This window comes from Streptomyces sp. NPDC059679 (assembly GCF_042734105.1).
Classification (GTDB): Bacteria; Actinomycetota; Actinomycetes; order Streptomycetales; family Streptomycetaceae; genus Streptomyces.
The window spans coordinates 75,485-97,728 of sequence record NZ_JBHWES010000047.1; the positions used below are offsets into that span (position 1 = coordinate 75,485).

Genomic DNA, 22,244 nt, shown 5'->3' on the forward strand with positions numbered 1-22,244 from the left:
CTTCAGCCGCCGGGGCGACTCAGGTCACGATGGCGGAGCGAGGTGCTGCCGTTCATGTTGTATTCCTGGGCGAGGCCGGTCTGGTGGAGCCTTTGCATCTGCTCGCCGGTCACCGTGACGCCCCCGATATCGAAGGACGTGTTGTCGTCCCAGTTGAATCGGTCCCAGACGTTCACCTGGTAGTCGAGGGACACCTTGGGCTTTCCGTGGGCGTCCGGCTCCACCGTCACCACGCCCGAATGGTTCACCATTCCGTGGCCGACGGCGAGATACCAGTCACGGTCGCTGTGCTTGTATCCTTCGGCCTTCGTCTCCACCGGAATGGACACCGGCCGGCCACCCGACTCCTCGAACGCCTTCAGGGCCTTTTTCCGCCACTCGTCCTCGTGCTTGGAGAGGTTCTCCGTGGCAGCCTTGCGGAAGCCGTCGGGGTCCTCGTCCCACATCCGGTTGATGTCCAGATCCAGCGGCTTCCCGGACCCGTCGAGGTAGTGGGCCAACTCCCGGGCCCCCTCGTCGTAGCCCACCAGGTCACCGCCCTCCACCATGGCCCCCGCCTCGAGCTGGAACAAATAGTCCTTGAGGCCAGGATCGCGCGAGTGGAACTTCCCGGATCCCACATCCGCCGGCTTCCACTTGTACTGCGGGGACATGATCCCGGCCGCCAGCAGCCCGTCCTTGTTCTCCTGCCACACCCGGCCGCGCAATTCCGGGCTGAGACCGTCCCAGATCTTGCGCAGTTCGGCGCGCTGCTTGGGGTTCGCGTCCTTGCCCAGCGAAGCGAGCTCCGTGGCCCGGTCGGCCCGGACCTCGGCCAGGGAGTGGTACCCGGCATGGCCCGCGTTGTACGGGTCGCCGCCGTGGCTCTTGGCCAGCGCGCCCTTGACGATGCCGTCGACCTCGACGGCCCGGGCGAGCTGCCGGTTGACGCGGTTGGCGTACGCCTCCTGAGTGTCCAGCTGCTCTTGCGTCCGTACCCCGTCGTCCCCCGGCGTATGGGGGTAGAGAAAGCGCACGGTGCCGTCGAAATTATCGGAGAGCCGGAGCCCGTCGTCCTGCGCCTGCGCGACGATCGACTTGACGTCGGCCTGAATTTCGGTCAGCTGTGAGTGCGCGTCGTCGAGGACGCTCCAGATGCTGCTGGCTTCCTTGTGCAGATCCGCGAACTCCTTCGCGGTCTTGCCGACGAATTCACGTGTGACATCGGCGTTGAGCCCGGCCCACCGCGCCCCCTCCGACTTCTTCCGCAGACCCGAACGCGCATCGTTCATCAGCCTCTTCAAGCCATCGACGACGCACTTCCAGTCCGTGACCGCATTGCCGAGCTTCCCCAGATCAACGCCGATGAGATCCGCGTAGGTGAGAGCCCCCATCGTCTTTCCCCCGCCGTTTTCGCTACTTCACCATCTTGGATATCTCAGAAACACTCACGGCCGACCCGTCCCGGTTGCGCAACGAGGCCGCGATCTGCGCGTCGTCGTTTCCGTGCGCCTTCTTCGAGTAGTCCAGGTGATTGGAGATATGGGCGCACATCTGGAGCACGGTCTTCACCTGGGAGCTCCAGACGGACACCGTGGTACTGAGCGCGGCCCCCATGGTGAAGTGGTGATCGCTCAGCGCCTTGGCCGCTTGCATGGACGACCCCACGCCATCCTTGTTGGCCCCCGCCCCGGCGATGTCGGCCACCTTCTGCAACTCTCCGTGCAGGATGAATGCCTCATGGCCGACGGCGCCCAAGTCGTCCTGGTGCACGACCAGATCGGAGCCCCCGCCGCCGCTCGTGGCCGACGCGCCTCCGCCGCCACCGGGGTCCGCGGGAAGCTGGTTGAGCCGGGTATGGGCGCTCTGCTGCCCGGCCGCGTCCGCCTTGAGTTGAGACCACTCGCTGTCGAATGACATTCCCCGTTACCTCCTGTAGAGGACATCCGCGCATTCGGTGCCGCGGCCGTTCCTCCCCTGGCCACACCGCACCACAGCGCAGATCAAAACGCATGGTAGCTGAATCGGATGACATCACTCCGGCTACGGCCGGACAAGCTTCGCGCCTCGCCCGGCCGGGGGCGCCGGGTCCTGGACCTTGGGCCCCGGCCCGTCGTACACGCCGTCCGGCCCCGGCTGCCGGAAGTCGTAGTGCGTCACCGAACTGCTGCCGCGCATGTCGAAGTCCTCGGCCAGCCCCGCTTCCTGCAGTTTGGCCAGGTCCGGGTCGGGGGGATCCGTCAGGTTGAGCTCGCTCTCGTTATGGCTGTATCGATCCCAGACATTCACCTGATAGTCGAGGTAATACTCGGGCTTCCCGTATTCGTTGAGCTTCGCCGTCATCGCGCCGGATACGTTGAACGTTCCGGTGCCGACGGCGTCGCGCCAGTCCTGGTCGCCAAAACCGAAAGTCTGGCCCTTCGTTTCCACCGGAACGGTGACGGTCTGCCCCCCGGACTTCTCGAGCTCCTTGCGCGCCTGTTCCGCCCACTTGTCCTGATGGTCGACGATGGCCCACTCGACATCTTCGTACATGGGTTTGTCGTCGCGCAGCATGCTGTTGACGTCCAGGTCATCAACAGGGGTTCCGGTATTCGAGAGGTAGTGCTCCAGAGCCTGGCCGCCGTGGCTGAGGCCGTTCAGTTTGTCCCACGCCACCTTGCTTTTTGCCTCGAACAAGGTCCAGCGATCGCCCGCCGTCGGATCTCTCCATGCCCACTCCGGGTGACCCTTGACCGTGGACTTCCACTTGTACTTCGGGGAGATGACCCCGGCATCCATCAGCTTTACCCTGTCGGCATCCCACAGTTGGCCGCGCAGCTCCGGGCTGAGCGCGTCCCAGAGCTTCCGCAGCTCGGCCCGCTGCTGCTCGGGGTTCACGTCCTTGCCGAGCGAGGCGAGCGCCGTCGCCCGGTCGAGCGCGACGTCGTCGAGCGAGTCGTACTGCGTGTGCCCGGCGTCGTAGGGGTCGCCGCCGTGCATCTTGGCCAGCGCGCCCTTGACCAGGCCGTCGATCTGGATGGCCCTGGCCATCTTCGCGTTGACGCGGCGGTTGTACTCGTGCTGGACGTCCCGGTCGTGCTGGTCGGGGTCCATCTCAAACGGGTAGACGAACTTGACGGCGCCGTCCCAGTTGTCGGTGACCTGAAGCTTGACTTTCAACAAGCCGGAACTCGCGTCCTTCATCAGCTTTTTCAAACCGTCGACGGTCGACTTCCAGTCCGCGACCGCACCACCGAGCTCAGCCAGGTCGATTTCGACCATGTCGTGGCAATTGAGACCGTCCAGATTGCCGGGACCGCTCATGGCCTTTCCCCCGTCACTCCATCAGCTTGGCGATCGCAGACTAGCCGAACCGGATGATCTTGTTCCGGGCCCTGGAGCAAGGGAAGAACGGGACATTACAGAGCCAATCCGCCGCGACGACAGACATATGCGCAGGTGAATGCGCGGCGCCGGATACTCGCTGAACTTCTCCTGAACTCACCCGGGGCAAACTCACCAAGAATTCAGCGGCTCGACCGTCCGACTGCCGCCCCCGCCACCGCCCCCGCGGCGAGACGGACCCGTGGAACACGCAACCCCGACCGAGCCGAGGACGTCCCCAAGAGTGCCCCAACGCAACCCCGCAAAGGACACCCGTACGAGATGACCACAACGGCCGCGCGCTACCTCTACCTCACCCGCCACGGCGAGGCCTCACCCGACGAGACCGAGCTGACGGCGAACGGGCGCCGCCAGGCCGTACTGCTCGGCGAGCGGCTGCGCGGCCACCCCATATCCGCCATCCACCACAGCCCGCTCCCCCGCGCCGCCCAGACCGCCCGCCTGATCGCCGAGCAGCTCACCGAACGCCCCGATGCTCTGGATGTCCCGGAAGTCCCCGAAGTCCCCCTCCACCCGTCCGAACCGGCCGGGGACTACCTCCCGTACGTCCCCGACCGGAGTGAACTCCCCGCGGACACCGCCGACGCCCTCCTCGGCTTCCTCGCCCAGTTCCCCCCGGAAGCGCGCGACCACGGCCCGGCACTCGCCCGCGAGGCCCTGGCCCTGTTCACCGGCCCGGTGCCCGGCGACGAGCCGCGCCACGAACTGGTCGTCACCCACAACTTCCTCATCGGCTGGCTCGTCCGCGCCGCCCTGGACGCCCCCGACTGGCGCTGGCTCGCCCTCAACCACGCCAACGCGGCCCTGACGGTCATCCGCTACGCCCCCGGCCGACTCTCCTCCGTCCTCTTCTGCAACGACATGTCCCACCTGCCCGCCGACCTGTGCTGGACCGGCTTCCCACCCGAACTGCGCGTGTGAAGTGACCAATGGTCAGCCCTCGGTGGGCCCGGGACCGTGAGGACGGTCGGGTAATACCGTTCGATGTAGCTCACCGTCGCCGCTCAGACTTCCGCCACCGCGTCGATCTCGACGAGCACACCCTCGCGCACGAGCTGCGCCACCACGGTGGTCCTGGCGGGCAGCGGCGAACCGTCCGCGAAGAAGTCCCGGTACACGCGGTTGAACTCCGGAAAGTTCTCCCTGTCGCTCAGATAGCAGGTGCACTTGATAATGCGGTCCTTACCGCTGCCCGCCGCCTCGAACACGGCGACGAGGTTGCTCAGCACCTGCGTTGCCTGCGCGGCGAAATCGGCCGGCATCTCGTTCGTGGCGGGGTCGAGTGGCCCCTGGCCGGAGGTGAAGACCAGGCCACCGGAGACGATGGCCTGGGACAGGGGCGGCTCGGTGCCGTCCGAGAAGCGCACGAACGGCGCCTTGTCAGTGTGAACGCCTTTGATCATGCGGGCATTCTGCACCGCGGGCCATGGCGTGTCATCGCGCTATTCGACCGTCCCGGCGCTGATGTCAGGCGTGAATGTCAGGGGTGGAACGCGGAAGTAGGGCACGCTCCACAGCGGCTGTCGCGAAGGGCTTCGAGGCGGTCTTGCCCTGGTCTCCGGCAAGACCGGCGACTTGGGCGCCGATGTCGTCGGGCTGATGCCGGACGGGCGTCGGCTGGTGATCCAGTGCAAGCACTACGCGCCCCACCGCACCGTGGGCAGCGGTGCCCGCTGGCCGGTGGCTGTGGCCGGGCACCGTATTGATCGCGACGCCTGGGATGCCACGGTATCGGCGCCCGTCTGGCGGCCGGACGCCGATACCCGCCAGATCAGGTCAGGTCAGGCCGGCGACGTAGCGACCTGACCAACGTGCCGGGCGAAGAACCGCACCGCGCTGTCGGCTTCGAACCTGGGCAGTTCCTTGTGCTTGCCCGAGTTCACGTGCAACGACTTCTCCTTCGAGGCGAAGGCGTCGAACAGCGCGAGACCGTCCTCGCGCGAGATGTGCTCGTCATCCCACTGCAGGTCGAACTCGATCGGGATGGTGATCTGCTGCGCCTTCTCGGCCAGCACATCGGGCCAGTGCTGACCGAAGACCGCGGCTGTGATCCTCGGTTCGACCGCCACGAACGGTATGCCGATCGCTGTGCCCATGTTGATGCCCCAGAAGCCGACCAGACCGTCGGTGCCGATCTCCGGGAGTTCCTGGAGGGCGTCCAGGGTCGCCCGGTACTCGGGCACGGCGAGCTCCGCCAGGTGGTCGTTGTAGCGGACGACGATCGGTCCTTCCGACTCGCCCGCCGCCCGCGCCCGGAACAGCTCGGCGATTTCCGCCTCATCGTGCGCCGTGCGCGGCCGGTCGCCGTGGCCGGGCGCGTCGATGACGGCGACGTGGAAGCCGCAGCCGGTCACGAGAAGGCGGGCCCGGTCGGACATCGCCGGGTGCTTCTTGTGGTTGCCCCCGCCATGGGCCATCAGGATCAGGGGCGCGCGATCGGCTGCGTTGGAGGCCGGCGACCAGAGGACGCCGGGGACATCGCCCACGGTGAAGTCGCGTTCGAGGATGCCGTTCGACGAGGACTCGGCGGTGAACTGCAGAGAGTGCATGGTGTTGCCTTTCGGGAGTGCCTTGTTGTCGAGGCGCTCCCGGCGACACCTACGTCAATCGTTGGCCGTGACGGGAAGAGGGAGCACCCACGTCGATACAGCGTTCATGGGTCTCACCTCCTCGGCGGTGTCACGGTCGACTGAAAGCTAGCAGCCCGACGATCACTCCTCCAGCCCTTTTCCCCACCACATGCACGCCACGCCGTCTTCAGGGCAGAGCCTCGACAAGCTCTTTGGCGAGAGGACCCGAGGAAGCGGGGTTCTGCCCTGTGAAGAGGTTGCGGTCCACGACCGTGTACGGCTCCCAGGCAGGACCCCGCGAATACTGGGTGGGCAGCTTCTTCAACTCGTCCTCCAGCAGCCACTTGGCTATGTCGGCGAAACCGACGCCGACCTCCTCTTCGTTGCAGAATCCCGTCACACGGTAGTTCGCGAAGGGCGTGTTGCCCTTCGCGTCTCGGGTCGCGAGAAGAGCAGCCGGGGCGTGGCAGACGATGCCGAGTGGTTTGCCGGAAGCGAGCGCCTTTCGCAGCAGCGACGCGGAGTCGGAGTCGACGGAGAGGTCTTCCATCGGGCCGTGACCTCCGGGGTAGTAGACCGCGTCGTAGTCCTCGAGGCGCACTTCTTGGAGGGAGATGGGATGCCGTAGCTCATCCGCCGCCTCGATGACGCCCTCCTCCCGGAGGGCGTTCTCCTCGCCGCCCGCCATGCGGGGCTCCAGGCTCATCGTGTCCACAACGGGGACGGTGCCACGCGGAGTTGCCACGGTGACCTCGTGTCCGGCGTCGGTGAACACGCTGTAAGGCGCCACGAACTCCTCGGCCCAGTACCCGGTGGGGTGTCGGTGCCCGTCCTTCAGGGTCCAGTAGCTCGCGCCGGTCAGCACGCAAAGGATCTTGGCCATAAGGCGCTCCTCCGGCAGGTTGCCCTGGAAACGACGTGGGGCGACACGCTTGAACGCGCACAACAAGTGTGAGCAGGCACCTTGGAGGCTGCAACTTGGTCGGCAACGTAAAACGTCAAGTGGTGATCGATGCGGAGGGCGGTTCGGCAGGAGCGCGAGGCCCCGGGCCGCGGCACTGTGGATGTCAAAGACCCCCGACCGGGATCGGCAGGGGGTCTTTCCGCTGGTGGGCGCAGACGGGTTCGAACCGCCGACATCTGCCTTGTAAGGGCAGCGCTCTACCGCTGAGCTATGCGCCCGGGATGAGGTGCCAGCCTACCCTGTCCGCGCCGCACCGCCGCAATCCAGGAGAGGGAGGGAAAGAACGGGCCTGATCGCGAACCATCCGTCATGCCTGTTCGTCAGTGACGGGTGGGAGAATGACAGCCGGGCCTGGGGCGATCCATGTGGGAGAGGGAAGTGGCGGCGACATCCGCGCAGTCTGCACGTCCAGTACGTCGTCCGCGTCCAGAGCATGGTCCGGGTCCAGCGCGTCGCCTGCGGGCGGTGCGGCGGGTGGTCGAGGGGGTTGTGGGGAGTGTGGCGCTGGTGGTGGCGCCGTTGCCGTTGCTGATCGCGGTGGTGCCGGTCACGTTCGCGGGGGGCGGGGCGCGGCGGTGGTTCGGGGGGCGGGGGGAAGGGCAGCGGGCGCAGGCGCAGGCCGCGAAGGACGAGGCCGCGGCGGCGTTCTACGAGCTGGACACCGCGCAGCGCGATCTGCGGATCTCGATCGAGACGATCACCGCGGTCGACGACTCCCCGGCCGCCCGGCGGGCGAAGGCCGACTTCGAGGCGCTCGGCCAGCGGATCGACCAGGTCAGCCGGGACTACATCACCGCCGTGGACGCCCATGACCTGGACCGCGACGACCTGGACGCGCAGGCCGCCTCGCGCGCCCGCGCCGATCTGGTCCGGGCCAAGGACGAGCTGCGGCGCACCAAGGGGGACCTCGACCGCTTCGCGCAGGGTCTCGGCCCGCTGCTGGAGCAGGCCGAGACCCAGCTGGCACGGCTGGCGCCCGCCGTGGAGCGGGCCCGGCAGGCGCTGCGCGCGGCGAGCGACGCGCTGGATGCCGTACGGGGGTCCGGGCTGCGGGCCGACGACCTCGCGGCGCGGCTGGCCGCGCTGGCGCCCGAGCTGACCAAGCTCAACGAGGGGGCGGGCCGGCATGGTGTGCAGGAGACCATCCGGCGCGCGGACGATGTGCTGCGCCGGGCGGAGGCGGTGCGCGGCGAGGCGGAGCGGCTGCCGGAGCGGGCCGCGGAGATCGACCGGCGGCTGGTGTCGCTGCGTACCCGCGCGCAGGCGATCACCACGCGTACGGAGGGCGTCGCGCCCGTGCTGAGCGAGTTGCGGCGGCGCTACAGCGCGGCCTGCTGGCAGGATCTGCAGACCGTACCAGCGCAGGCCGAGGGCGACGTCGCGCGGGCCGAGGCGAAGCTCAAGGAGGCCCAGGAGGCGCGCGACGAGCAGCGCTGGGCCGATGCCACGGCCCTGCTCGCGACCGTACGGGCGCTGCTGAACACCACGGACGAGGCGGTGTCCGCGGCCGGCGACCGGCTGCGGCGGCTCGACGAGGTGTCGTACGACCGGAACAAGGAAGTCGAGCGCACGCGCTTCGCCATCCGCGACGCGCAGCGCCTGGCCATGGCCGGGCGCGAGACCCCCGACCCGCGCCACGCCCGGCCACTGGACGGCGCGGTGGAGCGGCTGGACCGGGCGATCGCCGGGCTGGAGGGGCGGCACCCGGACTGGTGGCACTTCCTGTCCGAGACGGAGGCCGTGCGGCAGACCGTCGCCCACGTGGTGCAGGAGATCCGCGAGGAGCGTGGCGGCGCGCACTGAGGCGCGGCGGGCGGGCGGGCAGCCGAGGCCGGTGAGCGCGCCCCTGCGTCGCAGCCACGTGCTGGCCTGCGGTTTCGCGTGCTTTGCGCGCTGTTGGACCGCCTCTCTCCTGGCTATGCTGCCCTTATGCCTCGCTACGAATACCGATGCCGCGCCTGCGGGACCACCTTCGAGCTGAACCGGCCCATGGCCGAGTCCTCGGCGCCCGCGTCCTGCCCCGACGGGCATGACGACACGGTGAAGCTGCTCTCGACGGTCGCCGTCACCGGCGCCGCCTCCTCCGCCCCGGCACGCTCCCAGGCCTCCGGTGGCGGTGGCGGCGGATGCTGTGGGGGCGGCTGCTGTGGGTGAGGTTGCACGCGGTCGCGGCTGAGCCCGGCCCGGTTGAGCCGGGCCGGTTGGGGGCGGATCCTGGGAGGTACGTACGCAGGTACGGCCTCGACCGCGCAGCGCGCAGCACCGCGAGGCCGGGGTCTCCGCGAGCGGCAGGGGTAGAACCCATCAGCCCGAAGGAGGCCGGACATGGCTACTGGCCGCCCCTCCCCCATCGGTCCCCACCCAGCGGGGATCGGACGCCAGTTCCCCGAGCGGATCGGCGTCCGCATCAAACTCGACGAGCATCTGCCGGTCGACCACCGGCTCAGCCAGGTCTACCGCGTCGGTGCGGGCCTGATGGGTCTGGTCCTGATCGCCTTCGGCATCCTGGGCCTGATCCACCAGATCGGTTTCTTTGACACCGGCGGTGCCACCGTTGCCGGTCTGAACACCAATGGCGCGCTGAGCGTGCTGTCCATCGTCATCGGTGCGCTGCTGGTCGCCGGCATGGTCATCGGCGGCAACTTCGCCTCGACCCTCAACATCGTGCTGGGCGTTCTCTTCCTGCTGAGCGGTTTCGTCAACCTCGCCCTGATAAGGACGCCCTTCGACTTCCTGGCCTTCCGCCTCCAGAACGTGCTGTTCAGCTTTGTGGTCGGCCTGATGCTGATGTGGTTCGGCATGTACGGGCGGGTCAGCGGCGGGTTGCCGCACGACAATCCGTACTGGCAGGCCCGACACCCCCTGCTCGCCGAACGTGAGGCGCGTGCCCGGGAGCTCCAGGCCGGTCGTGGCGGTCAGGCGGCGGAGAGGCCGCGCGCTAGGCCTCCCGGCAAGTGGGGCAAGCTCGATCAGCCCCCTGGCGCGTCCGCAGCCTCGCGGTCCGAAGAGCGGCAGCGAGGAGGGCGACAGCAGGGAGGAGGGCGGCACGCCCGGCGGCTGCTGCGGCGGCGCAGGTTCAGCGGCGGCGGGCCAGGGTCAGCCCATCCGCGACCGTCAGCATGACCGACTCCATCCGCTCGTCGGCGGCCACATGCTCGTTGAACGCCTTGATCGCCGCGCCCGGGCCCGTGGCCTCCGGGTCGACGACGGAGCCGTGGAAGAACACGTTGTCCGCGACGATCAGCCCGCCCGGGCTCATCCGCTCCACCAACTCCTCCCAGTACGCGATGTAGTTGCCCTTGTCCGCGTCGAGGTAGGCCAGGTCGATATGCGGCTCGGCCGGCATCGCCCGCAGCGTGTCCAGCGCGGGCGCGATCCGCAGGTCGATACGGTCCGCGACCCCGGCCTTGGCCCAGGCGTCCCGGCCGTACGCCGTCCACTCCTCCGAGATGTCGCAGGCGATCAGCTTGCCGTCGGCGGGCAGCGCCTGCGCCATCGACAGGGCGGAGAAGCCGGTGAAGGTGCCGACCTCGACGATGTGCCGGGCGCCGGTCAGCCGCACCAGGAACGCCAGCAGCGGGCCCTGCTCCTCGGCGGACTGCATACCCGCGTACCCGGGCAGCTGGGCATGCGTGACCTCGACGAGCTCGCGCTGGACCGGGTCGAGCGGCGGGTTGTGGCCCAGCATGTAGCCGTACAGCTCGTCCGTGACCGGCGTGCTCTTGCTCTCGGCCAACGTGGCCCCCTTCAGCTTCCCAGGTAACGCAGTACCGCCAGTACGCGGCGACTGTAACCCGAACTCGCGGGGAGTTCGAGCTTGTCGAAGATCGCGTTGATGTGCTTCTCGACGGCGCTGCGCGAGACATGCAGCCGCTCCGCGATGGCCGTGTTGGCGTGGCCCTGCGCCATCGCGCCCAGGACGTCCCGCTCGCGCGGGGTGAGCCGGCTGAGCGGGTCGGTGTGGGTGCTGCGGGCCAGCAGTCTGCGGACGACCTCGGGGTCGAAGGCGGCCCGGCCCGCCGCGACCCGCTCCAGCGCGTCCAGGAACTCGTCGACCTCCACCACCCGGTCCTTGAGCAGATAGCCGACCCCCGCGCCGCCGTCCTCGGAGGTGAGCAGTTCGGTCGCGTACCGCTTCTCCACGTACTGCGACAGCACCAGCACACCGATGCCGGGGTGGCGTCGCCGGATCTCCAGCGCCGCCCGCAGCCCCTCGTCGCTGTGCGTCGGCGGCATCCGTACGTCGACCACCACCGCGTCCACGTCCGGGTGCAGCCCTACCGCCTCGACCAGCGCCGCGCCGTCGCCCACCGCCGCCACCACCTCGTGGCCCTCCTCGGCGAGCAGCCGCACCAGGCCCTCGCGCAGCAGGGTCGAGTCATCGGCCAGGATCACGCGCATGGCAGCTCCGCGCTGACCGTCGTGGGTCCGCCGGGCGGGCTGACCACCCGCAGCCGGCCGTCCAGCGCCGCCACCCGCCGGGCCAGGCCCAGCAGCCCGCCGCCCGCCGGGTCCGCGCCGCCCCTGCCGTCGTCGGTGACCCTTACCAGCAGTCCGCCCAAGGCCCCCACCTCCGTCTCCCGCCCGGTCAGCGCCACCGTGATCCGCTCCGCGCCCGAGTGCTTGATCGCGTTGGTCACCGCCTCGGCGACCACGAAGTACGCCACTGTACGAACCGCCTCCGCCGGCTCCGCCGTCAGCCCGTACTCCAGCCGCACCGGGATGGCCGACCGCTCGGCGACCGCCTCCAGCGCCGCCCGCAGCCCGGCCTCGTCCAGCGCGGTGGGGTACACCCGCCACGCCACCTCACGCAGATCGGTCAGCGCGGCCCGGCTCTCCTCGTGGGCCTGGACCAGCAGGGCGCGCGCCTTGTCGGGATCCTGGCTGCGGCGGGCCCGGCCGAGCAGCATACCGAGGGCGACGATCCGCTGCTGCACCCCGTCGTGCAGATCGCGCTCGATACGGCGGCGCTCGTCGTGCACCGCGTCCACCACCCCGGCGCGGCTGGTGGACAGCTCGTCGATCCGGCGGCGCAGGGCCTCGCGGTGGCTGGGGCCGAGGAAGCGGCGGGCCAACTGCCCCTCCAGGAGCGCGACGCCGACGATGCCCTGGAGGGCGAGGAAGAGCAGGAAGAGCCCGCCGATCGCGGAGCCGGTGATCGTGATCCACTCGCCGTCGCGCATGATGAACCAGCCCCACAGCAGCAGGCTGCCGTACGCCGTGCCGGCCACCACGGCCAGCAGCACCAGCCCGCCCAGCAACCCCAGCGACCAGCGCGCCGCCACGTACTGGCGGGCGCCGCGGTCGTCGTAGTCGGCCGCGATGTCATGGCCCAGGAAGCGGGCCAGCCGGCGGCGCTCGGCCTCCGTCAGCCGCCGCGCCCCGGCTGTCACCGCGCCCAGCACACACCGCCGGGCCGCCGGCCATCCGCCCGGCCAGGTCCGTACGCACAGCAGGGCCAGACCCGCCACCGTGACACACACCAGCTCCACGACGCCGGTGCCCGCGCCGATCAGCAGCCCGCCCGCCAGGCGCAGCCCGCGCCGCAGCCAGCTCCCCGACGTCCCCCTTGTGCCCATGGACGGCAACGCTAGCGGCGCGCGTCGGCCCGCACACTGAGGATTTCCGCAGGTTGTGGGTGCGGTGCGCGACCGTGCGGCCGGGTGGGCGCCCTCATGGTCCCCAGGCGGCCGCCTTTCTAGCGTCGTACGGCATGAGCGACCGGATCACCGACTGGGCCACTGGCCTGATGGACACCTTGGGCGCGCCCGGCGCGGGCGCCGCCATCGCCCTCGAAAACCTCTTCCCGCCCTTGCCCAGCGAGGTGATCCTGCCGCTGGCGGGATTCGCCGCCGCGCAGGGCGATATGAACCTGTACGCCGCGCTGCTGTGGACCACGGCGGGCTCGGTGATCGGGGCGCTCGCCCTGTACTGGGTGGGCGGACTGCTCGGCCGGGACCGTACGGTCGCGATCGCCGCGCGGCTGCCGCTGGTGAAGGTGGCGGACATCGAGCGCACGGAGCGGTGGTTCGCCCGGCACGGCACGAAGGCCATCTTCTTCGGGCGGATGGTGCCGATCTTCCGCAGCCTCATCTCCGTACCCGCCGGGATCGAGCGGATGCCGGTGCCCGTCTTCCTCGCCCTGACCACGCTCGGGAGCCTGATCTGGAACACGGTGTTCGTGCTGGCCGGGTACGCGCTGGGGGACAACTGGCACGAGGTGACGGACTACGTGTCGGTGTACTCCAAGGTGGTGGCGGGCGCGGCGGCGCTGGGGGTGGTGGCGTTCGTGGGCGTACGGATCTTCCGGCCGGGCCGGGGGCAGCGGCGGGGGTGACGTACCCCGGCACGCGCCGGGTCACCCCCCGGCTCAGGCCACCCCGGCCCGCGCCGCGAACGCTCGAAGGATCTCCTCCCCCGCCGCCACTCCCCGCTCCTCCAGCGCGATCACCTGCGGCGCCGTCCAGCCCTCGTCGGCGAGTTCGCCGTGGCCCGGCCGCCAGGCGCGGTCGGCGGCCAGGAGGAGGTCGGCGTCCAGGAGGGAGTCCCCGGCGCCCAGCACCTCGCGCGCCCCCGTACGGCGCGCGATCTCGGCGACCGCCGCGCTCTTGGTGAGCGGCTTCGGCACGGCGTAGATCTTGCGGCCCTGCAGCGAGACCGTCCAGCCGCGCTCCTCGGCCCAGGCGGTCAGCTCCTTGACGTATCCCTCGGGCAGCAGGGCCCGTTCGACGACCAGGTACGCGAACAGGTCCTCGGCCACCCGCTCCTTGAGCAGCCAGGCCGGGTCCGCGGTACGGATGAGATGGGCGCGGACCTCCTCCAGCGGCGCGCACGCCGCGGCGAGGCGGGCGCGTACGGACGCCTGCCAGTCCGGGTCGGACTCGCCGTCGACCAGCAGATGGCCGCCGTTCGCGCAGATCGCGAAGCGGGGGGCGGGGCCGGGGAGGCGGACGCGGCCGTACTGCTCGCGGGTGCGCGTGGTGGTCGGTACGAAGACGGCGCCGCGGGCCAGCTCGGTGAGCAGCCCGGCCGCGGTCTCCGTCATGTACGACAGCGGCTGGTGGCCGTACACCTCGACGCAGAGCAGGCGCGGCGCCTCGGCGTCCGGCATACGGAGGTCGAGGGCGGCCGCGGAGTAGATCAGCGTGCGGTCGAGGTCGCTGGCGATCAGCAGCGGCGCCTGCTCATGGCTGGTCATCAGGTCGTTCAGCGCCTTGTCGCTCGTCATCAGGCGGTCACCGCCTTGCCGTCCGCGCCCGTCGCGCCGCGCGTGTAGCGGGGGTGGATCAGCCCGACGCACGAGTACGGCAGACCGTCCACCTCCTCCACCGGCACGCCGCGCTGCTCGGCCAGCAGCCGCACATGGGCCAGGTCCGTGCCGGCGTCGCGCGACGCGAGGATCTTCCACGGGACGCGGCGCAGCAGCACCCGCGTCGTCTCGCCGACGCCCGGCTTGACGAGGTTCACGTCGTGGATGCCGTACTCCTCGCTGATCCGCTCGACGGCCGCCCACCCCTCCCAGGTCGGGCTGCGGTCGGCGGCCGCGAGCTCCTTCACGTCGGCGGCGACCTGGTCGGCGACCTCGTCGAAGCGAGCCGCGACGGTGTCGAGGAAGAGCCCGGAGACATCGGCGCCGGCCAGTTCGCGGTAGAACTTCCCGCCGTGGTAGTCGTCCGGCCCGACCAGGTCGGCGCGGAGCACGGTGCGCGATATCAGCCCGGAGACGGTCGAGTTGAGGCAGGCGGAGGGGATGAGGAAGTCATCGCGCGTGCCGTACGTCTCGACGCAGCGGCCGGGGTCGGCGAGTACGGCGATCCGCGGGTCGAAGCCGGGGTAGGGCCGTACGGCCTCGGCCAGTTCGCGGGTGATCGCGCCCTTGCCGGTCCAGCCGTCGATGAACACCACGTCGGCGGGGTCGTGACGGTCCGCCAGCCAGCGCAGCGCCGTGGTGTCGATGCCGCGGCCGCGCACGATGGAGATGGCGTAGTGCGGCAGGTCGAGACCGTGTGCGTGGCGCGCCCAGCGGCGCATCAGCACACCGACGGGGGTGCCGGCCCGGGCCAGCGACACCAGGACGGGGCGCGGCGAACGCTCGGCGAGCACGGTTTCGGTGACCGCGCCGACCGCCCGCGCGATACGCGCCGCGGAGGTGGTGAGCGCGGCCCGGAACAGCGCCTGGTACTCCTCGGTGGGCTGGTACTCGACGGGCAGCGACTCGGCGTAGTGCGCGCCGCCGCTCTGGATCGCCTCCTCGCGCTCCTCGGTGGGCGCCTCGAGCGTGACGTCGGAGAAGTCCTGCAGCAGCCAGCCGACCTCGTCGGGGGCGTACGAGGAGAACGCGGGGCCGCGCAGCGGCTCCGGCAGCGGCGGTTGTGACATGGGGGGCGCCTGTCGCTCGAGAGTATCGGTGGGGCCGTTGGTGTTGGTGTCCGGCGTGTAGGACGGCACGACGGCCAGCAGGAGGCGGTCGGTGTGCGCGGCGAGGTGGGCCAACAGCCCGTCCGGGGCGTGCAGTTCGGGGGTGTCGGCCGACGAGTCGACGACGGCGACGACCGCGTCGAAGCGGCGGGTGGGGTCGCCGCCGGGGGCGACGTTGTAGGCGTAGCGCTCGCCGGGCCCGTCGGCGGGCGCGTCGTGCGCGGGGAAGGCGAGGCGGGTACGGATCGCGTAGCCGGGGTCGTCGACGGCCAGCACGGGCGAGCGCGTGGTGGTCGAGTACCGCACCTCGGCCCCGCCGGACCCGGTGTCCGACCCCGTGTCCTGGCCAGTGCCCAGCGCGGTCTCCAGCGCTTCGGCGATCCGCAGCGGCGCGTACATCAGCTCCTCGAAGCCGAGGACGAGCACCCGCCGCGCCCCGCCGCCCAGCGCTTCGGCGATACGGGCCGCCATCCCCGGAAGCGCGGCCTCCAGCCGCTCCCGGTGGGCAGGCGTGAAGCCGTGCCGCCCCCCGTCGGGCAGCCCCTGCGGCCAGCCGAGCTCGACGCGAACCGGCCCCGTACGCCCGGCGCGGCCGGCACGTCCCGCCCCCGCCGCCTCGTGCTCCGCCACCAGCCGCTGCCCACGCTCCAGGACCCCCGCGGGGAGCCGGACCGTGCCCGCCGCCGAGGCGATCAGGTCCACCCGCGCGCCGAGGTCGGCCGCGAAGGCGTCGAGGTGGGCGCGGTCCTCGGGGGAGCGCATGTCGACCAGGGCCACCACCACGTACCGCTCGCGCGGGAAGCGCCGGTGGAGGGCGGCGATGGTGTTGAGCACCGTCCGGCCCGTCGAGAACTCGTCGTCGACGAGGACCAGCGGGCCGTCCGTGGCCAGCAGGTCGGGGTCCTCGGGGAGGAGGAGGTGGGATGTGGCGTGGCTGTGCTCCTCCTCGAAGCCGCCCACCGGGGCGACCCCGGCGACCGGGCGGCGGGTGGAGTGGAGGTAGGGGGCGAGGCCCAGGCCGTCCGCGACGCTGTGGCCCAGGCCCGTCGCGGTCTCCGCGTAGCCGAGCACGACCGCGCGCGCCGCGGCCTCGTCGCCCAGCAGCTCGCGGACCCGGCGGCCGAGCCGTACGCCCGCGCCGTGGACGGCGCCCGGCCGCTGCGGCACATGCTTGCCGAGCACGTTGGACACCAGCAGATGCGCGCGCTTGGGGTTGCGCCGCAGCGCGAGCCCCAGCAGCTCGCGCAGTTCATCGCCGCCTTCGAGGCCGACTCCCAGCCGGTCCGCGACCCACTGCCCCGACCACATCACGTCGTACGCCCCATCTGCTCCGTCAGCCCCATCAACCCCGTCACTTACCCCTCATCCCGTCCGCAGCCCCGCCGCCAACAGCTCCACAAAGCTGATGTGCTCCTGGGCCACGCCGAAAACCTCCGCGCGCCGCAGGGTCCGCTCGGCCCAGGCGCGGTGCGGCTTCACCTCGTTCATCTTGTTGGTGTACGCCGAGCGCAGCACACCACCCCCGTCGCGCTGCGGTTCGAGGATGTCCACGGCATCGCTGTACTCCTCGTGGCTGACCACGGACAGCGCATGCACGGGGGCGACATGCGTGGGGTGGATGCAGGTCTTGCCCTGCAGGCCGTTGGCGCGGTCGAGTTCGATCTCGCGCAGCAGCCCGTCCATGTCGTGCTCGATGAGGGCGGTACGCAGTGACGACGCGGCGCGGCCGGTGAAGGGGCTGAGGCGCAGCTGCGGCTTGAACATCCGCTCGTGCGGTTTGAAGTACTCCCACACCGGCCCGGTGACCGTGAAGCCGGTGCCGTCCGCGCGACCCAGCATGTTCACCACGTCCGCGATGACGGAGGCGACGAGCTGTACGTCGTACGCCGTCATATCGGGCGCCCGGCGCAGCCCGTAGGCCGAGCACAGGTCGGTGACGCCGAGGCGGAGCGCCAGGACCCGCTCGCGGTGCTTGTCGACGGTGCGGCCGATACCGGCCAGGGTCTCGGTGCGGGTCTCCCGGTGCATCAGCTCGGGCGATTCGAGGACCGGCATCGCGTACAGTTTCCGGCCGCCCAGGGCGTCGACCGCCTGCGGGGTTTCGGCCGAAATCAGCGCCTCGAGGAAGGGGACGCCGCGCTCCTCGGTGAACTTCGGCAGTACGAATCCGGACAGCAGTCGCGCGGCGGAGCCGAGCCGCTGGACGAGGTCGACGATCTGCTCGGGGGTCCGGATCCGGATGAACAGCAGGGGCAGCGAGAGGTGCGGGCCGCGCGCCGAGAGTTCACTCAGCTGCTGTACAAGGTTCTCCTCGGCCGCGGGCACCTCGTTGTCGTCTATCGAGTCCTCCAGGCAGAGCACCATGGAGGTAACGCCCTGACCTGCCTGTTTGGCGATGTCATCGGCGAGGCGGGGGCGGGTGGCAGGGCTGTAGAGGGTGGCGCCGAGCGCGACGGCGAGCGTTTGGGCCGGGGAGTCCGCGGTGAATTCGCCGGGCTCCCGGTGGAACAGTTCTTTCCGCACCTCGGCCGACAGGTGTCCAAAATGCCGCATAGTTCTCCCCACGCTGTCGTGCCCGCGCTGGCCGCTCCGGCCCGGGTGGTGGCCGATAATCGTACGTGCGGCGATGGGTCAAAAGTTCCCCAAGGGTGTGAAAATCGCGTAACTCATGTGCGTCCACTGCGTGTCCGGGATACTGACCCTTCCACCCTTTCCGATCTTTTCCCGGACCCGCACAGGCCCCCTGCGTTGTCCCAGCCAGGTCCGGGAGGGCAGGATTGCGGCCATGACGCACGCGATGCTGAAGGGATCGAACATCCCGCTGGAGGCCACCGCCGTACGGGCCGTGCTCCGCTGGACTCCCGGCACGGACGTACCCGATGTGGACGCCTCGGCGCTGCTGCTGGGCGCGGACGACCGCGTGCGTTCGGACGAGGATTTCGTCTTCTACAACCAGCCACGCCATCCGTCCGGCCTGGTGCGGCATCTGCCCAAGAAGCGGGTGCCGGAGGGGCTGACGGACACCGTCGAGGCCGATCTGGCGGCACTGGAGCCCGCCGTCCACCGGGTGGTGCTGGCCGCGTCGGCGGACGGCGGCGCCTTCGGCCAGGTGACGGATCTGAGCCTGCTGCTGTACGACGCCTCGGGCGGGGCGGACGCGGCACCGCTCGCGGAGTTCGTGGTGACGCCGGAGACCGGCCAGGAGACCGCGCTGCTGTGCGGTGAGCTCTACCGGCGCGGGGGCTCGTGGAAGTTCCGCGCGCTCGGGCAGGGCTATGAGTCGGGGCTGGTCGGGCTGGCCACCGAGTACGGCATCTCGGTGGACGACGGCGAGGGCGGCGGCAAGGGCGGCGGCGAGGCCGACCCGGCCACGGGCCCGGCCGGGAGCACCGACACCACGACGAACGGGAACGAGGGCCGACCGGAGTCCACGCCCGCCCCCGTGCCGACGTCCCCGGCGGCCGCCGGGGACGTCGCCCCGGCAGGGCCCCCCGGCCCCGCCTTCGGGCAGGACTCCTGGGACGACTCCCAGCTGACCCAGCCGATGACGGCGGCGCCCACACCGCTGCCGGGCGGCTACGGCCCCGTACCGCCCCCGCCGACCGCCCCACCGGCCGCCCCGCCGCAGCCCCCGTCACAGCCCGGCTACGGCTATCCGCAGCAGCCCACATACGGCTATCCGCAGGCCCCCGCCCAGCCCCCGGCGGCGCACGCGGCACAGGCGTCGCAGTCGGGGTACGGCTACCCTCAGCAGTCGGCGTACGGCTATCCGCAGCAGCCCGCGTACGGCTATCCGCAGCAGGTGCAGCGCACCCAGCCGATACCGCCGCCCCCGGTGCCCGACCCCAACTTCACGCTGCCGCCGCAGGGGCCCCAGTTCCAGCACCGCTGAGCGGGCGGGCCGGGCCCCGGGGCCCACCCCGGGGCCCGGCGCCCGGCCACGCGGCGCTCAGACCTTCTCCTTGTAGCCGCGGCCCCACTGCAGCCCCCACCCGTAGAGCCGGTCCAGCTCCGCCTGGAAGCCGTAGACGTACTTGACCTCGCGGCGGACCAGCATCTCGCCCTTGACGTTCTCGATCAGCACCACGGCGCAGGAGCGGGCCTGCGGGGCGCGCTCATGGAGCTCGATCTCCACCCGCGGTCCGTTGCTCGGGTAGAGCGTGACCATGCCGTGGGTGCGGTCGAAGGCCGGGGTGCCGTCGTAGATGTAGACGAAGATCAGCAGCCGCTTGATGTCGTCCTTGTGGTCCATGTTGATGTAGATCGTCTCGCCGGACCCGGACCCGAACCGGTCGTCGCCGCTCAGCTTGACGTACGGCGCCTCATTGAGGTTGCCCAGGAAGTTGCCGAGCGGCTGGACCACGCCCTTGGAACCGCTCTGCAGCTCGTACATGCAGGCCAGGTCCAGGTCGACGTTGACCATGGCGGAGCCCTGGGCCTGCACCATCTCCGGTTTGAACATCCGCAGCGGATGGCGCAGCGAGCCGCTCCCCGACCTGTCGTTGAAGTCCGACGTCCGCATCCGCCAGGACAGGTTGATCCGCAGGTTGCCGCTGGCCGCCCCCTGCTTGGTCAGCGAGATGGTCTGGTGCCGCTTGGTCAGCGAGACCACACCCGAGGCGTCGCCGCTTTCGAAATCGCGCCACGCGCCCCGTCCCCAGTTGCTCCAGAACGCCATCGTGCGCACCCCCACCAGTCGACTACTCGATCGCCCAACTGCCCGCGGGGCGGGGCGGGGGGGAGGGAACCCCGCCCCCCCCCCCCCCAGCGGGGGGCAAAAGCACCCACCACACAAAACCCGCGGTGAATAACCCCAGGGATAGGCGGAAACGCCCCCCCCCACCCCAGGTCCACAAAACCCCCAGCGGCCCCCCCCCCCCCCGCCCACAACCCCACCCCCCACCGGCCGGGGGGGGGGGCGGGCTGCCCGCCCGCCCCCCCCGCCCCGCTCAGAGCGTTCCTCAAACGGACCCTCGTCACACTCCGGACGTGACTTCCGCCTTGCTCTCGGCTTCCTCGCCGCCCGCCTCCGCCTCCCGGCGGTTGCGCACCACCGAGGACCAGTACGAGGCGCCGATCAGGACCACACCGACCAGGCCGGTGATGACCTCGTTGATCTCGTACTTGATCGTGATCAGCAGGATCGCGGCGAGCGCGCCGATCGCGTAGTGCGCGCCGTGCTCCAGGTAGACGTAATCGTCAAGGGTGCCCCTGCGGACGAGGAAGACGGTCAGCGACCGGATGTACATGGCGCCGATGCCCAGACCCAGCGCCATCTCGAAGATGTCGTTGGTGACCGCGAAGGCGCCGATGACGCCGTCGAAGGAGAACGACGCGTCGATGACCTCCAGGTAGAGGAACAGGAAGAACGCGGCCTTGCCGGCCAGGCCGACCACCGTGGCGCCCTGGCTGCCCTTCTGCGCGCCGGAGGCCGCCTTCTCGGCCTTCTCCGCCTCCTCGGCTTCCTCGACCTCCTCCTCTTCCTCCTCCAGCTTGTCCTCGAAGTAGCCGGAGATACCGCCCACGATCAGGTAGGTGAGCAGACCGGCGACACCGGCCAGCAGCACCGTGGCGGTCTTGTCGCCGCCGCCGTGGGCCACGTCGGTGGCGAAGGTCATGGCGGTCACGAGGAGCGCCAGCAGGGCGACGACGATCGACAGCGTCTCCAGCTTGCCGAGCTTGGCCAGCGGGCGCTCCAGCCAGCCCAGCCACTTGATGTCGCGCTCCTCGAAGATGAAGTCGAGGAAGATCATCAGCAGGAAGATCCCGCCGAACGCGGCGATCGCCGGGTGTGCGGCGGTGACCAGGTGTTCGTACTTGTCCTTGTTGTTGATCGCCAGGTCGACGGCCTCCAGCGGCCCCATCTTCGCCGTGATCGCCACGATGATCACGGGGAAGACGAGGCGCATGCCGAAGACGGCGATCAGGATGCCGACCGTCAGGAAGATCTTCTGCCAGAAGGCGTTCATCTTGCGGAGGATGCCCGCGTTGATGACCGCGTTGTCGAACGAGAGTGAGATCTCCAGGATCGAGAGGATCCCGACGATGGCGAGCCCCTTCCACCCCCAGAGGACGCCAGCCAGGGCCAGGCCGGCCGCCGTGACGGCGAACGACCAACCAAAGGTTTTGAGGAGCACTTCCTGTCCAATCCCTCTTCGTAAGGTCTCGCCCGCGCACTTTACGCGGCTTTACGAAACGTTGACCCCGAAGTCTAGAGCGATGCCCCGAAGACCCGACGCGTACCCCTGCCCTACGGCCCGGAACTTCCACTCACCGCCATAGCGGTAAACCTCCCCGAAGATCATCGCCGTCTCGCTGGAGGCGTCCTCCGAGAGGTCGTAGCGGGCCAGCTCGGCGCCGTCCGCCTGGTTCACCACACGGATGAAAGCATTGCTGACCTGCCCGAACGACTGACGCCTGGTGTCCGCCTCATGGATCGACACAGGGAAGACGATCTTGTCGACCTGCGCCGGGACCTTGGTGAGATCGATCAGGATCGACTCGTCGTCGCCCTCGCCCTCACCGGTGAGGTTGTCGCCGGTGTGCTCGACCGAGCCCTCGGGGCTCTTCAGGTTGTTGTAGAAGACGAAGTACTCGTCCCCGAGCACCCGCCCCGACTGGCACAGCAGCGCGCTGGCGTCGAGGTCGAACGGCGCCCCGGTGGTCGAGCGCGCGTCCCATCCCAGGCCGACCATCACCTGGGTGAGATTCGGCGCGGCCTTGGTGAGGGAGACATTGCCTCCCTTGGCGAGGGTAACGCCCATGGTCCTGGTTCCTCCCCTGGTGTAGCGAAATGCGCATGAAGCGCAAGGTGCGCATAGAGCGCGGAGTGCGCGTGAAGCACGGAGCACACATGCGGCGCGCGAGGCGCCTCACGTACTGAGAAGCAGCGCGTCCGGCGCCGCGTCCCTGCCGGTGTGCAGGGA

Annotated in this window: 21 protein-coding genes, 1 tRNA gene and 1 pseudogene; 7 read left to right on the forward strand and 16 right to left on the reverse strand. The window is 70.2% G+C overall.

Annotated elements, in window-relative coordinates; all coding sequences use genetic code 11:
- Positions 1–2 precede the first annotated feature (2 nt).
- From ACFV2X_RS36895 to ACFV2X_RS36905, 3 genes are all read right to left on the reverse strand, one after another.
- The gene (locus ACFV2X_RS36895; protein WP_385625298.1) at positions 3–1,373 is read right to left on the reverse strand and encodes a hypothetical protein; all 1,371 of its coding nucleotides are present in this window, start codon (positions 1,371–1,373) and stop codon (positions 3–5) included.
- Positions 1,374–1,395: 22 nt separating this feature from the next.
- Complete coding sequence (locus ACFV2X_RS36900) at positions 1,396–1,899, reverse strand: hypothetical protein (protein ID WP_385625301.1); 504 nt, start codon at positions 1,897–1,899, stop codon at positions 1,396–1,398.
- Between the two features lie 123 nt (positions 1,900–2,022).
- The gene (locus ACFV2X_RS36905; protein WP_385625304.1) at positions 2,023–3,285 is read right to left on the reverse strand and encodes a hypothetical protein; all 1,263 of its coding nucleotides are present in this window, start codon (positions 3,283–3,285) and stop codon (positions 2,023–2,025) included.
- A 342-nt stretch (positions 3,286–3,627) separates the two neighbouring features.
- Here ACFV2X_RS36905 and ACFV2X_RS36910 point away from each other — a divergent pair, with 342 nt between their 5' ends.
- Complete coding sequence (locus ACFV2X_RS36910; protein ID WP_385625307.1) at positions 3,628–4,287, forward strand: histidine phosphatase family protein; 660 nt, start codon at positions 3,628–3,630, stop codon at positions 4,285–4,287.
- Positions 4,288–4,370: 83 nt separating this feature from the next.
- Here the strand turns inward: ACFV2X_RS36910 and ACFV2X_RS36915 are convergent, their stop codons facing one another.
- Positions 4,371–4,784, reverse strand: coding sequence for a RidA family protein (locus ACFV2X_RS36915; protein WP_385625310.1), 414 nt, complete (start codon positions 4,782–4,784; stop codon positions 4,371–4,373).
- Between the two features lie 133 nt (positions 4,785–4,917).
- Here ACFV2X_RS36915 and ACFV2X_RS36920 point away from each other — a divergent pair.
- Positions 4,918–5,034: pseudogene (locus ACFV2X_RS36920) on the forward strand (restriction endonuclease); the annotation flags it as partial.
- Positions 5,035–5,147: 113 nt separating this feature from the next.
- On the opposite strand, the gene ACFV2X_RS36925 reads toward ACFV2X_RS36920, so the two are convergent.
- The 3 genes from ACFV2X_RS36925 to ACFV2X_RS36935 form a co-directional block, all read right to left on the reverse strand.
- The gene (locus ACFV2X_RS36925; protein ID WP_385625313.1) at positions 5,148–5,915 is read right to left on the reverse strand and encodes an alpha/beta hydrolase; all 768 of its coding nucleotides are present in this window, start codon (positions 5,913–5,915) and stop codon (positions 5,148–5,150) included.
- Between the two features lie 208 nt (positions 5,916–6,123).
- Positions 6,124–6,819 carry a type 1 glutamine amidotransferase domain-containing protein gene (locus tag ACFV2X_RS36930; RefSeq protein ID WP_385625316.1) on the reverse strand — a complete coding sequence of 232 codons (696 nt, stop codon included), beginning with the start codon at positions 6,817–6,819 and terminating at the stop codon, positions 6,124–6,126.
- Positions 6,820–7,043: 224 nt separating this feature from the next.
- Positions 7,044–7,118 (reverse strand) — tRNA-Val (locus ACFV2X_RS36935).
- Between the two features lie 145 nt (positions 7,119–7,263).
- Between ACFV2X_RS36935 and ACFV2X_RS36940 the strand changes: the two genes are divergently transcribed.
- The 3 genes from ACFV2X_RS36940 to ACFV2X_RS36950 all read left to right on the forward strand — a co-directional run bounded on the left by ACFV2X_RS36940 (position 7,264) and on the right by ACFV2X_RS36950 (position 10,023).
- On the forward strand, positions 7,264–8,703 hold the full coding sequence (locus tag ACFV2X_RS36940; protein ID WP_385625319.1) for a hypothetical protein: 1,440 nt from the start codon (positions 7,264–7,266) through the stop codon (positions 8,701–8,703).
- 126 nt (positions 8,704–8,829) lie between these two features.
- Positions 8,830–9,054 carry a zinc ribbon domain-containing protein gene (locus ACFV2X_RS36945; RefSeq protein WP_385625321.1) on the forward strand — a complete coding sequence of 75 codons (225 nt, stop codon included), beginning with the start codon at positions 8,830–8,832 and terminating at the stop codon, positions 9,052–9,054.
- Between the two features lie 171 nt (positions 9,055–9,225).
- Positions 9,226–10,023 (forward strand): DUF4383 domain-containing protein, encoded by a 798-nt coding sequence (locus ACFV2X_RS36950; protein ID WP_385625324.1) that lies wholly within the window; start codon positions 9,226–9,228, stop codon positions 10,021–10,023.
- Here the strand turns inward: ACFV2X_RS36950 and ACFV2X_RS36955 are convergent.
- From ACFV2X_RS36955 to ACFV2X_RS36965, 3 genes are read right to left on the reverse strand one after another with little or no spacing between them, the layout of a single operon-like run.
- Positions 9,977–10,588, reverse strand: a complete 612-nt coding sequence (locus ACFV2X_RS36955; RefSeq protein ID WP_385625351.1) for an O-methyltransferase — start codon at positions 10,586–10,588, stop codon at positions 9,977–9,979. The two genes, ACFV2X_RS36950 and ACFV2X_RS36955, sit on opposite strands and share 47 nt — an antisense overlap.
- A 59-nt stretch (positions 10,589–10,647) precedes the next feature.
- Complete coding sequence (locus ACFV2X_RS36960; RefSeq protein WP_179285055.1) at positions 10,648–11,301, reverse strand: response regulator transcription factor; 654 nt, start codon at positions 11,299–11,301, stop codon at positions 10,648–10,650.
- Positions 11,292–12,479, reverse strand: a complete 1,188-nt coding sequence (locus ACFV2X_RS36965; RefSeq protein WP_385625328.1) for a sensor histidine kinase — start codon at positions 12,477–12,479, stop codon at positions 11,292–11,294. Before ACFV2X_RS36965 ends, ACFV2X_RS36960 begins: the two co-directional genes overlap by 10 nt.
- Positions 12,480–12,613: 134 nt before the next feature.
- On the opposite strand from ACFV2X_RS36965, the gene ACFV2X_RS36970 reads away from it, so the two are divergent.
- The gene (locus tag ACFV2X_RS36970; protein WP_385625331.1) at positions 12,614–13,237 is read left to right on the forward strand and encodes a DedA family protein; all 624 of its coding nucleotides are present in this window, start codon (positions 12,614–12,616) and stop codon (positions 13,235–13,237) included.
- 33 nt (positions 13,238–13,270) lie between these two features.
- Here ACFV2X_RS36970 and ACFV2X_RS36975 read toward each other — a convergent pair whose 3' ends face one another.
- The 3 genes from ACFV2X_RS36975 to ACFV2X_RS36985 are packed head-to-tail and all read right to left on the reverse strand — an operon-like array spanning position 13,271 to position 17,871.
- A complete protein-coding gene (locus ACFV2X_RS36975) occupies positions 13,271–14,128 on the reverse strand; it encodes an HAD family hydrolase (RefSeq protein WP_385625333.1) in 858 nt (285 codons plus the stop codon).
- The gene (locus tag ACFV2X_RS36980; protein WP_385625353.1) at positions 14,128–16,626 is read right to left on the reverse strand and encodes a phosphoribosyltransferase; all 2,499 of its coding nucleotides are present in this window, start codon (positions 16,624–16,626) and stop codon (positions 14,128–14,130) included. Before ACFV2X_RS36980 ends, ACFV2X_RS36975 begins: the two co-directional genes overlap by 1 nt.
- Positions 16,627–16,680: 54 nt before the next feature.
- On the reverse strand, positions 16,681–17,871 hold the full coding sequence (locus ACFV2X_RS36985; RefSeq protein WP_385625335.1) for an HpcH/HpaI aldolase/citrate lyase family protein: 1,191 nt from the start codon (positions 17,869–17,871) through the stop codon (positions 16,681–16,683).
- A 232-nt stretch (positions 17,872–18,103) separates the two neighbouring features.
- Between ACFV2X_RS36985 and ACFV2X_RS36990 the strand changes: the two genes are divergently transcribed.
- Positions 18,104–19,210 carry a TerD family protein gene (locus ACFV2X_RS36990; RefSeq protein ID WP_385625338.1) on the forward strand — a complete coding sequence of 369 codons (1,107 nt, stop codon included), beginning with the start codon at positions 18,104–18,106 and terminating at the stop codon, positions 19,208–19,210.
- 57 nt (positions 19,211–19,267) lie between these two features.
- Here ACFV2X_RS36990 and ACFV2X_RS36995 read toward each other — a convergent pair whose 3' ends face one another.
- The 3 genes from ACFV2X_RS36995 to ACFV2X_RS37005 all read right to left on the reverse strand — a co-directional run bounded on the left by ACFV2X_RS36995 (position 19,268) and on the right by ACFV2X_RS37005 (position 22,082).
- Positions 19,268–19,996 (reverse strand): Tellurium resistance, encoded by a 729-nt coding sequence (locus tag ACFV2X_RS36995; RefSeq protein WP_089506990.1) that lies wholly within the window; start codon positions 19,994–19,996, stop codon positions 19,268–19,270.
- Between the two features lie 298 nt (positions 19,997–20,294).
- Positions 20,295–21,455: a DUF475 domain-containing protein gene (locus ACFV2X_RS37000; protein WP_385625341.1), complete on the reverse strand. Its 1,161-nt coding sequence runs from the start codon at positions 21,453–21,455 to the stop codon at positions 20,295–20,297.
- Between the two features lie 51 nt (positions 21,456–21,506).
- Positions 21,507–22,082 (reverse strand): TerD family protein, encoded by a 576-nt coding sequence (locus tag ACFV2X_RS37005; RefSeq protein ID WP_089506473.1) that lies wholly within the window; start codon positions 22,080–22,082, stop codon positions 21,507–21,509.
- Positions 22,083–22,244 lie beyond the last annotated feature (162 nt).